We start from the raw sequence: 13,753 nt of genomic DNA on the forward strand, positions 1-13,753 counted from the left end.
CCTCACATCCCCTTGGGCGGCACGAGCTGCAGGTAGATCGTGGTCAGCACGAAGTTCACCGCGAACAGCAGCAGGAACGTGATCACCACCGACTGGTTGACCGCGTCGCCGACGCCCTTCGGGCCGGGCGGCGGGTTCAGCCCGCGGTAGGCCGCCACCACCCCCGCCAGGAACCCGAAGATCAGGGCCTTCAGCTCGCTGATCCAGATGTCGGGAAGCTGCGCCAGCGCGTTGAAGCTGGCCATGTAGGCGCCCGGCGTGCCGCCCTGCATGATCACGTTGAAGAAGTAGCCGCCCATCACGCCGACGACGCTGACCATGCCGTTGAGCAGCACCGCGACCAGCATCGCGGCCAGCACCCTCGGCACCACCAGCCGGTGCACCGGCGAGACGCCGAGCACCTCCATCGCGTCGATCTCGTCGCGGATCTTGCGCGAGCCGAGGTCGGCGCAGATCGCCGAACCGCCCGCGCCGGCGATCAGCAGCGCGGTCACGATCGGACTGGCCTGCTGGATGATCGCCAGCACGCTCGCGCCACCGGTGAACGACTGCGCGCCGATCTGGCGGGTCAGCGAACCGAGCTGCAGCGCGATCACCGCGCCGAACGGGATCGCGACCAGCGCGGTCGGCAGGATCGTGACGCTGGCGATGAACCAGCACTGCTGGACGAACTCGCGGACCTGGAACGGACGCTTCGGCAGCGCCCGGCCCACGTCGAGCATCAGCGCGAACAGGCGTCCGGTCTCGCGGATCCCGCCCGCCCCGGGGAACCGGACCTGGGAGCGTGCGCTCACTGCTCACCGCCCCGCTTGCGGCCGAACCAGCGCCTGCGCTGCCCGGCGCCCGCCTCCGGCTCCGGCTCCCGGGTCCACGCAGGCTCGCCGCCCGCCGGAACGTGCTCCTGCACGCGCGGACGCGGCGACGGCTTGCGGTGCGGCAGCGGTGCCTTCCTCGGGACCTGGGCGGCATCGGTGTCGGTGAGCGAGCCGTGCATCGACTCGGTGCGCGCGATGTCCTGCGGGTGGATCGTCTTCATGATCTCCTGCTGCGCGGCCGGGGCCAGCTTGCCGATGTCGCGCATCACCCGCGCCTGCCTGCGGCGCACCGCCGAGCGCTCCGGCAGGCCGGGCGAGACCTCCAGCTGCGGGATGATGTGCGGCACGCCCTTGTCGGCGCCGCGCAGCTCCGCCAGCTCGGCGGCCATCTGCCCGGCGTCCTTCTCCTCGCTCATGCCGATCGGGCCCTGCCTGCGGCCGTTGAGGAACTGCTCGACGACCGGCTCGGTCGAGGTCAGCAGCACCTCCCGCGGGCCGTACATGACGAGGTTGCGGCGGAACAGCATGCCGATGTTGTCCGGAACGGTCCGCGCGGTGCCGATGTCGTGGGTGACGATCAGGAACGTCGCGTCGATCTGGGCGTTGAGGTCGACGATGAGCTGGTTCAGGTACGCGGTGCGCACCGGGTCCAGACCGGAGTCGGGCTCGTCGAACAGGATGATCTCCGGGTCGAGCACCAGCGCCCTGGCCAGTCCGGCGCGCTTTCGCATACCGCCGGAAATCTCGCCGGGCAGCTTCTCCTCCGCCCCGAGGAGCCCGACCATCTCCATCTTCTCGAGAACGACCTCGCGGACCTGGGACTCGGACTTGCGGGTGTGCTCGCGAAGCGGGAACGCGATGTTGTCGAAGAGGTTCATGGAGCCGAACAGCGCACCGTCCTGGAACAGCACGCCGAACAGCTTGCGGATCTCGTAGAGCTGCGACTCCGAGCAGTCGCAGACGTCCACGCCGTTGATCAGGACCCGGCCCTGCTCCGGCTTGAGCAAACCGACGAGCGATTTCAGGAACACCGACTTGCCGGTGCCCGACGGTCCCAGCAGGACGCTGATCTCACCGGCCGGAAGCGTCAGCGTCACGTCCCGCCAGATGGTCTGGGAGCCGAACGACTTGGAGAGTCCGTCGACGACCACCTCGACGCCCATGAGCACCTCCGCATCTTCGTCGTCGCCGGGCGTTTCGCCCTCCCCGGACGGGGAGCCTGGCATACGTGATGCGCTTAACGAAGGTCGTTCGCATCACACCTGTGCAACGAGCGCGACCCGCGCAGGTTACTCACGAGTTGGGTTCCAATTCCAGACCCGCTTGATCAATAGATGATTTGTCCGGTCCCGGCGGGTCCGGCATTTCCCGGATTTGTCAGCGGCGCCAGGGTCCGCATCGTGGAAAAGCTCCGAGAACGCGAAAAGGGCGGACACCGGAGGGTGTCCGCCCTTTCACGCTGCGTCAGCGAGAAATCACTTGAGGGAGACCTTGGCGCCGGACTCCTCCAGCTTGGTCTTGGCCTCGTTGGCCTTCTCCTTGTCGACCTTCTCCAGGATCGGCTTCGGGGCGCCCTCGACCAGCTCCTTGGCCTCCTTCAGGCCCAGGCCGGAGACGATCTCGCGGACGACCTTGATGACCTGGATCTTCTTGTCACCGGCCGACTCCAGGACGACGTCGAACTCGTCCTGCTCCTCGGCGGCCGGGGCGGCGGCACCGGCGGCGGCCGGGGCGGCGGCGGCGACCGGGGCCGCGGCGGTGACGTCGAAGGTCTCCTCGAACTCCTTGAGGAAGCTCGACAGCTCCAGGAGGGTCATCTCCTTGAAGACGTCCAACAGCTCTTCGTTGCTCAGCTTCGCCATGGTGGCGTTCCTTTCACATCGGTGCCCGCGCACCCGCGAGCAGATCTTGGGTGGTGGTGCGGCCGAGGCACCCGGCGCTCACCTGGGTCCACAACGGACTCAGGAGGCGTCGGACTCGCCGCCCTCCCTCTTCTCCTGAAGGGCGGCGGCCAGACGCGCGGCCTTGGTCGCCGGAGCGGCGAACAGGGCGGCGGCCTGGTTCATCTTGGCCTTCATGGCCCCGGCGAGCTTGCCGAGGGTGACCTCGCGGGAGTCGAGGTCGGCGATCGACTCGACCTCGGAGACCGAGATCGGGCGGCCGTCCATGTAGCCGCCCTTGATCACCAGCGCCTTGTTGTCCTTGGCGAACTCCTTCAGCGCCTTCGCGGCGTCCACCGGCTCGCCCTCGATGAAGGCGATCGCGGTCGGGCCGACGAACAGCTCGTCCAGGCCCTCGACACCCGACTGCTCCGCGGCACGCTTGACCAGCGTGTTCTTCGCGACACGGTAGGTCGTGCCCTCACCGAGGGCCCGGCGCAGCTGAACCAGCTTCGCCATGGACAGCCCGCGGTACTCGGTCACGACCGCGGCGGTCGAGGTGTTGAACCGCTCCGCGATCTCGGTGACCGCGTCGACCTTGTCGGGCTTCGCCATGTCGCCTCCTCTCTAGTGCTTCGCGACTACAGAAGGCCCGGGCGACCGCCGCCAGCGACGGCGTCCGGACCGATCCACCTGTCGAAAAGCCCTGAGACGACAAAACGCCCCGGCGCAGCAAGCACGGGGCGTGAAAAACCATGGGCGCGCGGGCGCGCACTGATGTTGCCTCGTCCTCCTGCGCGGGCCGCCCGTGTCGCACGGGACCTTCGTTCCCCACGCCGGAGCGCGAAGAAGACCAGCGGTCTTGGGTGGAACCTCGACCAGCATACGGCACCGCGTCGTGAGGTCGTGCACGACCCCCGCTCACCTGGCCCGTTGATCGCCTGTGATGACCACGGGCGGCGGGCACGGCATCATGTGGTGCGTGGCCGACCCGAACGAGTCGCACGGCGACCGCCGCCCGCAGGACCCCGAAGACCACCTGCCCGACCGGAGCCGGGCGCCGGAGGTCGTCGACGCAGAGGTCGTCGAGGACGGCCCCGCGTCGAGCACCGGCGCCGCCCCGCCGTCCGACGACGAGCAGTTCCGCCAGTACCAGCAGTTCCTGGAGTTCCAGAAGTTCCAGGAATGGCAGCGCTCCCAGCAGGGCCTCGGGGGTGGCGCCGACCTCGCCGTCCCCACCCCGCCATCGGCGCCGGCGCAGGCGCCGCCCGCGCAACCGGTCCAGTGGCCCGACGCCCCGCAGGGCGGGCCCCCGGCGTGGCCGGAGACCAGCACCGCCCACCGCGGCACGGTGTGGTTCAGGCGCCTGCTGTGGCCCCTGCGCTTCAAGCTCGTCCGCCGCCTGATCTACCTGCTCGTCATCGTCATCGTGGCCTACAACCTCATCGGCGTGGTCCTCACCGACCTCTTCGGCGGCGGCCGCGACGACTCCCGCACCGGCACCGGCGGTGCCCCGCCCAACTCCTCCCCGATCACCTCGACGAATCCGGCCGACGCCGTGTCCGCGGTCTACAACTCCCTCCGGGAGAACCCGCCGTCCAAGGTGTGCGACCTGTTCAGCGACCAGGCCAAGGGCTATTTCGCGACCGTGCACCAAGCACCGGACTGCAACACCGCCGCGAACCGGCTCCACGAGCAGATCACCGCGCCCGCCTCGTACGCGGCTCCCGGCTTCGGGCCGGACGCGATCGAGGAGGTCAACGGCAAGGCGTCGGTGTACAGCTGCTTCATGCAGGTCACCGGGGGCCCCAAGCTCGGCAGCTTCGGCCTCACCCGCCAGCGCGACGGGGGCTGGATCATCTCGGGCTACGAGCTCGAGCCCGACCGGTGCCGGCGCTGACCCCTGAAATGCGACGAGGCGGGCCGCCCCTTCCGGGACGGCCCGCCTCCGCTGTCGCTGTGGAACCGCTCAGACCTGGGCGGGCTCGAGCAGGTTCCGGGTGCGGTTCGGGTCCACCGGGATGCCCGGACCCATCGTCGTGGTGAAGGTGACCTTCTTCAGGTAGCGGCCCTTCGAGGTCGACGGCTTGGCCCGCAGGATCTCGTCGAGCGCGGCCGCGTAGTTCTCCACCAGCTTGTCGGTGTCGAACGAGGCCTTGCCGATGACGATGTGCAGGTTGGCCTGCTTGTCGACCCGGAAGTTGATCTTACCGCCCTTGATGTCCGCGACCGCCTTGGTGACGTTCGGGGTGACGGTGCCGGTCTTCGGGTTCGGCATCAGGCCGCGCGGGCCCAGCACCCGGGCGATCTTGCCGACCTTGGCCATCTGGTCCGGGGTGGCGATCGCCGCGTCGAAATCGAGCCAGCCGCCCTGGATGCGCTCGATCAGGTCTTCGGAACCGACCGCGTCCGCCCCGGCGGCCTCGGCCTCGGCGGCCTTGTCACCAACGGCGAACACGATGACGCGGGCAGTCTTGCCAGTACCGTGCGGCAGGTTCACGGTGCCGCGGACCATCTGGTCGGCCTTGCGGGGGTCGACGCCCAGCCGCATGGCGACCTCGACGGTGGGGTCCATCTTGACCTTGGCGGTCTTCTTGGCGAGCTCGGCGGCCTCCAGCGGCGCGTACAACCGCGCCCTGTCGACCAGCTCGGCCGCCTGCTGATATGCCTTGCTGCGCTTAGCCATGTCTGTCCTTATCGCAATGGATCAGTTGTGGTTGGTCGGGCTGCGCTGGAGCCCTCCCACGCTGAAAGCCCTGAAGGGGCGTGCTCAGCCTTCGACGGTCAGGCCCATCGACCGGGCGGTGCCGGCGATGATCTTGGAGGCCTGGTCCAGGTCGTTGGCGTTGAGGTCGACCATCTTGGTCTGGGCGATCTCGCGGATCTGGTCCATCGAGACCTTGCCGACCTTGGTCTTGTGCGGCTCGCCGCTGCCCTTCTGCACACCGGCGGCCTTCAGCAGCAGCTTCGCGGCCGGCGGGGTCTTCAGCTTGAAGTCGAAGGAACGGTCTTCGAAAACGGAGATCTCGACCGGCACCACGTCGCCGCGCTGGCTCTCCGTGGCGGCGTTGTAGGCCTTGCAGAACTCCATGATGTTGACGCCGTGCTGACCCAGCGCCGGACCGACCGGCGGGGCCGGGTTGGCCTGGCCAGCCGAGATCTGCAGCTTGATGATCGCTGCGAGCTTCTTCTTCTTGGGCGGCATGTTCGCTTCCTTGGTCTTCTATCCGGTTGATCGGCCCGAACCACTGAGCCGAGATGCCGACGGGGCCCACGACTTGGCGACGTCGGCTCCCGCGGGAGGGTCCTGCCCGGGTCCTCCCACGGCCGCCGTGCTCCCCGCGCGGGGAGCCGGTCAGATCTTGGAAACCTGGTTGAACGACAGCTCGACCGGCGTCTCCCGGCCGAAGATCGACACCAGCACCTTGAGCTTCTGGGCGTCGGCGTTGACCTCGCTGATCGTCGCGGGCAGCGTCGCGAACGGCCCGTCCATGACGGTGATGGACTCGCCGACCTCGAAGTCGACCTCCACCGAGGGCTTGGCGGCGGCCGGCGCGGCCGCCTTCTTGCCCGCCTCCGGCTTGGCCTCCTTCTCGGCCCGCGGCGCGAGGAACTTCAGCACGTCGTCGATGCTCAGCGGCGACGGGTGCGAGGTCGCACCGATGAAGCCCGTGACACCCGGGGTGTTGCGGACCGCGCTCCAGGAAGCGTCGTTGAGCTCCATCCGGACCAGGATGTAGCCGGGGAGCACCTTGCGCTGGACCAGCTTGCGCTGCCCGTTCTTGATCTCGGTGACTTCCTCGGTCGGCACCTCGACCTGGAAGATGTAGTCCTCGACGTCGAGCGTCTGGGCCCGGGTCTCCAGGTTGGTCTTGACCTTGTTCTCGTAGCCCGCGTAGGAGTGCACGACGTACCACTCGCCGGGGGCGCGGCGCAGCGCGGCGCGCAGCTCCTCGACCGGGTCGGCCTCCTCGGCCTCCTCGTCGGTCTCCTCGGCCTCGGCCTCGTCACCGGACTCGTCGTCGGCGGCCTGCTCGTCAGCGGACTCCGCGGCCTCGCCCGCGCTGTCCTCGGCGGCCTGCTCGCCGGCGACCGCTTCGCCGGCGTCGGTGGTCTCGACAGCGTCGACCGAGTCAGCCGTCGAATCGGCGGCTGGCGCCTGCTCATCGGTGGGGCCGGTGAGTTCCTGACCCTCGTGGGAGGTCACAGTCGGTCTCGCTTCCTCTCGTGCATTGCGTGCCGGGTCGATGGCATCCGCCGCCCCACGCGGTGCGCGGCCGGAAGTGGTCAGCCGCCGAACAGCCAGTCCACGCCCTTGGCGAAGAGGATGTCCACGCCCGCGATGAACGCCACCATCACGCTGACGAACACCAGCACGACGAGCGTGTAGGTCACCAGCGCCTTGCGCGTCGGCCAGATGACCTTGCGCAGTTCGGCGACGACCTCGCGCAGGAAGCGTCCGATCTTCCGGAACGGCGAAACCCGACCCTGCCGGCCGTCCCGCGAGGGGGTCGGCCGACCCTTCGACTCAGTTGTGCGCGTGGAGCCGGCGTCGGCCGACTCCCCGGACCGCCCCTTTCGGGCGGCCGAGCGGGCGGAGGCGCGGCGTTCCCGCCGCGCCGCGGCGCTGGACGGTTGGGCAGCGTCTTCGCGCTGTCCGTCCCGCTCCTGCTCGCGGTCCTCGCTCACGCCCATCCTCCGCTCACCGTCGCATCGACGCAGGGGTGACAGGACTTGAACCTGCAACCTGCGGTTTTGGAGACCGCTGCTCTGCCAATTGAGCTACACCCCTTTGCGGCCCGCGTTCTCGACCGCAGTTCGGGACGCCCGGTACCCGACCCGCCACCCGGTCCGGTCGGCGGGTTTCGAAGGTGCCGTGGCATCCCAAGTTCAAAAGTGTACGGCACGAAGTCGACCAAGCTCCAACCGCACCCCCCGCGGGGTGTCGAGATCATCGGAGCCGGGCTCCCCCGAGCCGCCGGCACACCATACCCCGAGCTCCCGCACCCGTGTCGCGCACCACAGCTCATCTGCAAGGATGCTGCTATGGCCGCACCTGAGACGCAGTCCGAGAACAACACCGGGAAGCCGCGGATCTCCGCGCGAGTCGGAGGGATCGCCGAGTCGGCGACCCTCGCCGTCGACGCCAAGGCCAAGGCGCTCAAGGCCGCCGGGCGTCCGGTGATCGGCTTCGGCGCCGGCGAGCCCGACTTCCCCACCCCGAAGCCGATCGTGGACGTCGCCGCGGCGGCGTGCGCCGACCCGCGCAACCACCGCTACAGCCCGGCCTCCGGGCTGCCGGAGCTGCGCGAGGCGATCGCCGCCAAGACCAAGCGCGACTCCCAGTACGAGGTCGAGCCGAGCCAGGTCCTGGTGACCAACGGCGGCAAGCAGGCCGTCTACCAGTCGTTCGCCGCGCTGCTGGACCCGGGCGACGAGGTCCTGCTGCCCGCGCCGTACTGGACGACCTACCCCGAGGCGATCGCGCTGGCCGGCGGTGTCCCGGTGGTCGTGGGCACCGACGAGTCGACCGGCTACCTGGCGAGCGTCGAGCAGCTGGAGGCCGCCCGCACGCCGCGCACGAAGGTCCTGCTGTTCAACTCGCCCTCGAACCCGACCGGCGCGGTCTACCCACCGGAGCAGGTCGAGGCGATCGGCCGCTGGGCCGTCGAGCACGGGATCTGGGTGATCACCGACGAGATCTACGAGCACCTGGTCTACGGCGGCGCCGAGCACGTCTCGATGCCCGCGGTGGTGCCCGAGCTCGCCGACACCTGCGTCGTGCTCAACGGGGTCGCCAAGACCTACGCGATGACCGGATGGCGGGTCGGCTGGATGATCGGCCCGGCCGACGTCATCAAGGCCGCGACGAACCTGCAGTCGCACCTGTCGTCGAACGTCTCCAACGTCTCGCAGCGGGCGGCCCTGGAGGCCGTCAGCGGCTCGCTCGACGCGGTCGATGCGATGCGGGAGGCGTTCGACCGGCGGCGGCGCAAGATCGTGGAGCTGCTGTCGGCGATCCCGGGAGTGAGCTGCCCGGAGCCGCAGGGCGCCTTCTACGCGTACCCGTCGGTGAAGGAGCTGCTGGGCAGGGAGATCCGGGGCTCGCGTCCGCAGACCAGCGTGGAGCTGGCCGCGCTGGTGCTGGAGCACGCCGAGGTGGCGGTCGTGCCCGGTGAGGCGTTCGGCACGCCCGGCTACTTCCGGCTGTCCTACGCGCTGGGCGACGACGACCTGGCCGAGGGCGTCCGCCGGATGGGCGACCTGCTGCGCGAGGCGAAGTAGGGAATCACGAACCGCGAGAACCGTGGGCCGTCCGGACTTCCCGGGCGGCCCACGGCCGTTTCCGGCCTCGGTGCGGCGACCCGGCCACGGCGCCGCCAGGACGGGCGCTGCCGGGTCTCAGTCCTGCGCCAGGCGGACCACCGCGCTGGCGCCGCCCAGGACGCCCTGGCCCGCGCTGCGGGCCGTGATGCTGACCTTCACCGTGCCGTCGTCGTTCTTGGCCGCGACCTTGCCGGACAGCTCGACCAGCGCGCCCTCGCCGTCGTCGGGCACGACGACCGGGCGGGTGAAGCGGACGCTGTAGTTGGCGATCGCGCCCGGGTCGCCGGTCCACTCGGTGACCAGCCGGCCCGCCAGCGCCATGGTGAGCATGCCGTGCGCGATCACGTCCGGCAGCCCGACCTCGGTGGCGAAGCGCTCGTTCCAGTGGATCGGGTTGAAGTCCCCGGAGGCCCCGGCGTAGCGCACCAGGTCGGCGCGGGTGACGGGGACGTTGAGCTCCGGCAGCAGGTCGCCCTTGGAGACCTCGGACATCCGCAGCGTCATGCGTCCTCACCTTCCGGGTCCTCCGCGGTTCCCCGCGCGACCAGTGTCGATTTCGCCGTGCAGACCGGTTCACCCTCGACCGTGGTGATCTCGGCGCGCACGGTCAGGAAGTCGTTGCCCGCGCGGGCCTTGATGTCGTCGACGTGCACGACGGTGCGCAGGCGGTCGCCGGCCTGGATGGGCCGGTGGTGGGCGAACTCCTGCTGGCCGTGGACGACCCGGCTGTAGTCGAGCCCGAGCTGCGGGTCCTCCACGATCGCGTCGTGGGCCTTCATCGACAGCAGCACCGCGAACGTCGGCGGGGCGATCACGTCCGGGTACCCGGCGGCCTTGGCGGCCTCGGGGTCGCGGTGCAGGGGCGAGCGGTCCTTGATCGCCTCGGCGAACTCGCGGATCTTCTCCCGGCCGACCTCGTAGGCCGGCGTCGGCGGGTACTCACGTCCGATGAATGACTGGTCGAGCGGCACGTGTGCAGATTACCGGCCGCTCCGCGCCACTGCGGCGGCCCTCGTCGGCGGGCTCGGCGCGCGGCCAGGCCGGGGGCCTGCCTGCGGGTCGGGCCAGGGTCACCCGCGCGGCCAGGCCGGGGCCCGCCTGCAGGTCGAGCCAGGGTCACCCGCGCGGCCAGGCCGGGGCCCGCCTGCAGGCCGAGCCAGGGTCACCCGCGCGGCCAGGCCGGGGCCCGCCTGCAGGTCGAGCCAGGGTCACGCGCGCGGTTCGGCCGGGGCCACGCGCGCGGTTCGACCGGTTCACGCCCGCTGTCGGGCCGGAGCCACACGCGCGGTCGGGCCGGACCTACGCGCGCTGGACGTCCGGGCGCCGGGCGCGACCTTCGCCACGAGGACTCCCGCCGACCGGGAGGAAGCACGAAGACCCGCCCCGGCGCGGCCGAGACGGGTCTTCGGTGAAGCTGGATCTCGCGAGAGGATCCGCTGCGGTCAGCGGGTCTCCTTGTGCACGCGGTGCGTACCGCAGTTCGGGCAGAACTTCTTCATCGCCAGACGGTCCGGGTCGTTGCGCCGGTTCTTGTTGGTGATGTAGTTGCGGTGCTTGCACTCCTCGCACGCGAGCGTGATCTTGGGGCGAACGTCGGTCGCGGCCACGGGGGTGCCTTTCTCTTCGAACTTGCTGGGACAGCTCGCTACAACGCGAACCGGTCAATGGTAGCGGTGGCCGGACTTGAACCGGCGACACAGCGATTATGAGCCGCTTGCTCTACCGACTGAGCTACACCGCCGCGCTGGGATACAGCCTATCCCATGCAAAAACAGCCGCAGTACCCATTTGTCGAGCACCGCGGCTGCCTTCCGAGCCCCAATACGGAATCGAACCGTAGACCTTCTCCTTACCATGGAGACGCTCTGCCGACTGAGCTATTGGGGCGTGCCCTTGCGGAGCGATTAGAACTTTACACACCCCCTCAGGCCCCCTGGAACGGGGGGTCCCCTAACGGGGAAACCGCTGGTCAGTGCACCAGGGTCAGCACGGTCTCCGACCTCGGCCCGCGAGCCCGGACGGTGCGGGCCCGCAGCCACGCCTCCAGCCGGTCCTCGGGCAGCGGACGAGAGATCAGGTAGCCCTGCGCGATGTCGCAGCCCATCGCGACGAGCTGGTCGCGGGCCGCGTCGTCCTCGACGCCCTCGGCCACCACCACGAGCTCCAGGGAGTGGCCCAGCTCGACGATGGAGCGCACCACGGCCATGTCACCGAGGTCGGTGCCCATGCCCAGCACGAAGCTCTTGTCGATCTTGACCTCGTCCACCGGGAGCTGGCGCAGGTAGGCCAGCGAGGAGTAGCCGGTCCCGAAGTCGTCCACGGCCAGCACCACGCCGAGCGCGTGCAGCCTGCGCAGGACCGGCATCGAGCGCTCCGGGTCCTCCATCACGCTGGACTCGGTCAGCTCGAAGGTGAGCAGTTCGGGCGGGATCTCGTGGCGCCCCAGCGCTTCGGCGACCCGGTCCGGGAACGACTCGTCGGCGAGGTTGCGCACCGAGAGGTTCACCGCGACCGACATCCGCAGCCCGCGGTCGAGCCACTCGCGCACCTTCACCAGCGCGCACTCCATGACGAAGGAGGTCAGCGCGTCGACCAGGCCGGTGGCCTCCACCACCGGCACGAACTCGTCGGGATCCAGCCGTCCGTACTCCGGGTGCGACCAGCGCACCAGCGCCTCGGCCCCGACCACCCGGCGCTCCGGCAGCGAGACCTTCGGCTGGTAGTGCACCTCGATCTGGCCGGAGTCGATGGCCTGGCGGAACTGGGTGACGAGCTGGAAGCGGCGCAGGAAGACCTGGCCCATCGCCGGCGCGTAGCGGCGCACGCCGTCCTCGCCGTTGCGGGCGGCCCGGACGGCGACGTCGGCGCGTTGCAACAGGGTGTCGACGTCGTTCTCGGGCTCGCCGTCGGCCGGGGCCGACGAGACGTAGCCCGCGACCGCGGTGGCCTCCACGACCAGCTTGTCCAGCGGGTACGGCTCGGCGATCACCTCCCGGAGCCGGGTGGCGACCTCACGCGCCTCGTCCTCGGTGTGGTCGAGCAGCAGCATCGCGAAGGCGTTGGCCTCCAGCCGCGCCAGCGGCGGTTCCGCCCCCAGCGCGTCGCGCATCCGGCGGCCCGCCGCGACCACCATCCGGTCGCCCCAGGTGTAGCCGAGCGCCTCGCTGACCGTGGTCAGGACGTCGAGGTCCATCCGCAGCACGACCGCCGTGCGGCCGTTGCGCAGCTCCTCGGCCGACATCTCCCGGAAACCGGTCCGGTTGAGCAGGCCGGTCAGCGGATCGTGATAAGCGTCATGCCGCAGGCGGGCGAGCAGCCTGCGGTTGTCCATGGCGGTGGCCAGGTGGCTGGCCAGCGTGTGCAGCAGCCGGACGTCGGCGCGCCCGAAGCCGCGCCAACGGCTGACCCGGTCGTGCGCCTCGACCGCGCCGAGGAGCTGGCTGGCTCCTCGCAGCGGCACCACGAGCGCTTCGTACGCCCCGCGCTGCCGCAGCGCCCGGCGCACTTCCTCCGGCGCCTCCAGCGTCCGGAACGAACGCACGTGGCTGCCGGGCAGTTGCAGCAGCGGGTCGTCGCGCAGCGCCGAGGGCGCGGCCTGTTCGGCGGCCTCCGGCAGCGGATCGCCCGCCACCAGGGTGCTGACCTCGCCGTTGGGGTCCAGCCGCAGCCGCAGCACGACCCTGGTCGCGTTGAGCTGCTCTCGGATGCGTTCGGCCACCGGTTCCCACTCGGTGACCGACGGGGCCTCCAGGTCGGCGTCGGAGGAGGGTCCGCGGGCGGTGGCCTGCCCCGACCGGGCGACGCTGAGGCTGACGTCGCTGAGCGCCTCCAGGTCGCGCTGCTCGCGCAGCAGGCCGGAGTAGGCCCGGTAGAGCCCGAGGACGGCGACCGCGACCAGCCCGACCAGCAGCCAGCCCCACGGGGTGGTGCTGGCGACCTCGTAGCTGATCAGGCCGACCGACGTGTTGAGCAGTCCGACCGCCAGCGTGTTGACCGCAAGCCGCGCGCCCGCCGACACCCGCATGGCGCCGCCGAGCACGTGCAGGGCGGCGAGCGCGAACCCGCAGCTGATCAGCGGCGAGGTCAGGGTGCCGACGACCGGGCCGAACCACTCCGGGCTCGCGGTGCCGACCGTCCGGGTGACCACGCTGGCGACCGCGAACGGAACCGCGATCTCCAGGCACATCACGCCGGCGTTGTAGGCGACGTGGGTGGCGGCCCGCCGCCCGACCTGGGCGCCCAGGCCGGCCAGCAGGTTCGCGGCGAGCACCACCTCGAACGGGGCGGTGAGCAGGCCGAGGATCAGCGGGATCTCGGTGAAGGAGATCGTCCAGCCGACCCGCTTGACGTCGACGTCGATGGTGAGCTGCTCGGCGAGCAGGAAGCCCATCGCCAGCAGCGGTCCGATGAGCAGCAGGTTGGTGCTGTAGTGGAACGGCAGCCACGCCGAGGTCGCAGCCGACGCGGCCACGCCGGTGAGCAGCACCACGAGTGAGAAGGCGGTGAACATCCGCCGCCGAACCGGGTCGACCTCGGCCCGCACCGGAGGGCGGGCGGCGTCGAGCGCGGCCGGCGACTCCAGAGAGCGGTGACGCTCGATCATCCACCCTCCTAGTCGCCTGGCGACACGGGCGCCGCACCGGATTGCCGTTGGGATCGTGACTCACGACAGGTGACCTTGGCCAGTGGCCGGAGATCCTCGCCGCACCCCGGCGGGTGTGGAGTTCGCCA

Annotated in this window: 14 protein-coding genes and 3 tRNA genes; 2 read left to right on the forward strand and 15 right to left on the reverse strand. The window is 70.4% G+C overall.

What is annotated here, in order from left to right; genetic code table 11:
* Positions 1-2: 2 nt before the first annotated feature.
* From SACE_RS33070 to rplJ, 4 genes are all read right to left on the reverse strand, one after another.
* Positions 3-794, reverse strand: a complete 792-nt coding sequence (locus SACE_RS33070; protein WP_009944093.1) for an MlaE family ABC transporter permease — start codon at positions 792-794, stop codon at positions 3-5.
* Positions 791-1,978, reverse strand: coding sequence for an ABC transporter ATP-binding protein (locus tag SACE_RS33075; RefSeq protein WP_173401375.1), 1,188 nt, complete (start codon positions 1,976-1,978; stop codon positions 791-793). The genes SACE_RS33070 and SACE_RS33075 overlap by 4 nt, the downstream gene beginning before the upstream one ends.
* Positions 1,979-2,290: 312 nt before the next feature.
* Complete coding sequence (rplL, locus tag SACE_RS33080) at positions 2,291-2,677, reverse strand: 50S ribosomal protein L7/L12 (protein WP_009944091.1); 387 nt, start codon at positions 2,675-2,677, stop codon at positions 2,291-2,293.
* A 99-nt stretch (positions 2,678-2,776) separates the two neighbouring features.
* Positions 2,777-3,310, reverse strand: coding sequence for a 50S ribosomal protein L10 (gene rplJ / locus SACE_RS33085; RefSeq protein ID WP_009944090.1), 534 nt, complete (start codon positions 3,308-3,310; stop codon positions 2,777-2,779).
* Positions 3,311-3,668: 358 nt separating this feature from the next.
* Between rplJ and SACE_RS33090 the strand changes: the two genes are divergently transcribed.
* Positions 3,669-4,595 carry a hypothetical protein gene (locus tag SACE_RS33090; RefSeq protein ID WP_011875182.1) on the forward strand — a complete coding sequence of 309 codons (927 nt, stop codon included), beginning with the start codon at positions 3,669-3,671 and terminating at the stop codon, positions 4,593-4,595.
* A 69-nt stretch (positions 4,596-4,664) separates the two neighbouring features.
* Here SACE_RS33090 and rplA read toward each other — a convergent pair whose 3' ends face one another.
* The 5 genes from rplA to SACE_RS33115 all read right to left on the reverse strand — a co-directional run bounded on the left by rplA (position 4,665) and on the right by SACE_RS33115 (position 7,487).
* Positions 4,665-5,381, reverse strand: coding sequence for a 50S ribosomal protein L1 (rplA, locus tag SACE_RS33095; protein ID WP_009944087.1), 717 nt, complete (start codon positions 5,379-5,381; stop codon positions 4,665-4,667).
* Between the two features lie 84 nt (positions 5,382-5,465).
* A complete protein-coding gene (gene rplK, locus SACE_RS33100) occupies positions 5,466-5,900 on the reverse strand; it encodes a 50S ribosomal protein L11 (protein ID WP_009944086.1) in 435 nt (144 codons plus the stop codon).
* Positions 5,901-6,050: 150 nt separating this feature from the next.
* Positions 6,051-6,902: a transcription termination/antitermination protein NusG gene (gene nusG, locus SACE_RS33105; RefSeq protein WP_009944085.1), complete on the reverse strand. Its 852-nt coding sequence runs from the start codon at positions 6,900-6,902 to the stop codon at positions 6,051-6,053.
* An 80-nt stretch (positions 6,903-6,982) separates the two neighbouring features.
* On the reverse strand, positions 6,983-7,384 hold the full coding sequence (gene secE / locus SACE_RS33110) for a preprotein translocase subunit SecE (protein ID WP_009944084.1): 402 nt from the start codon (positions 7,382-7,384) through the stop codon (positions 6,983-6,985).
* A gap of 30 nt (positions 7,385-7,414) precedes the next feature.
* A tRNA-Trp gene (locus SACE_RS33115) sits at positions 7,415-7,487 on the reverse strand.
* Positions 7,488-7,741: 254 nt separating this feature from the next.
* Between SACE_RS33115 and SACE_RS33120 the strand changes: the two genes are divergently transcribed.
* Positions 7,742-8,980 (forward strand): pyridoxal phosphate-dependent aminotransferase, encoded by a 1,239-nt coding sequence (locus tag SACE_RS33120; RefSeq protein WP_009944083.1) that lies wholly within the window; start codon positions 7,742-7,744, stop codon positions 8,978-8,980.
* A gap of 117 nt (positions 8,981-9,097) precedes the next feature.
* Here the strand turns inward: SACE_RS33120 and SACE_RS33125 are convergent, their stop codons facing one another.
* From SACE_RS33125 to SACE_RS33150, 6 genes are all read right to left on the reverse strand, one after another.
* Positions 9,098-9,526, reverse strand: coding sequence for a MaoC family dehydratase (locus tag SACE_RS33125; RefSeq protein ID WP_009944081.1), 429 nt, complete (start codon positions 9,524-9,526; stop codon positions 9,098-9,100).
* On the reverse strand, positions 9,523-9,993 hold the full coding sequence (locus SACE_RS33130) for a MaoC family dehydratase N-terminal domain-containing protein (RefSeq protein ID WP_009944080.1): 471 nt from the start codon (positions 9,991-9,993) through the stop codon (positions 9,523-9,525). The genes SACE_RS33125 and SACE_RS33130 overlap by 4 nt, the downstream gene beginning before the upstream one ends.
* 471 nt (positions 9,994-10,464) lie before the next feature.
* Positions 10,465-10,629 (reverse strand): 50S ribosomal protein L33, encoded by a 165-nt coding sequence (gene rpmG, locus SACE_RS33135; protein WP_009944078.1) that lies wholly within the window; start codon positions 10,627-10,629, stop codon positions 10,465-10,467.
* 58 nt (positions 10,630-10,687) lie between these two features.
* A tRNA-Met gene (locus tag SACE_RS33140) sits at positions 10,688-10,763 on the reverse strand.
* A 73-nt stretch (positions 10,764-10,836) separates the two neighbouring features.
* Positions 10,837-10,909, reverse strand: a tRNA-Thr gene (locus SACE_RS33145).
* Positions 10,910-10,991: 82 nt separating this feature from the next.
* Positions 10,992-13,625, reverse strand: coding sequence for a putative bifunctional diguanylate cyclase/phosphodiesterase (locus tag SACE_RS33150; RefSeq protein WP_009944077.1), 2,634 nt, complete (start codon positions 13,623-13,625; stop codon positions 10,992-10,994).
* Between the last annotated feature and the right edge of the window lie 128 nt (positions 13,626-13,753).

Origin of the sequence: Saccharopolyspora erythraea NRRL 2338, assembly GCF_000062885.1 — a bacterium.
Lineage (GTDB): Bacteria > Actinomycetota > Actinomycetes > Mycobacteriales > Pseudonocardiaceae > Saccharopolyspora_D > Saccharopolyspora_D erythraea.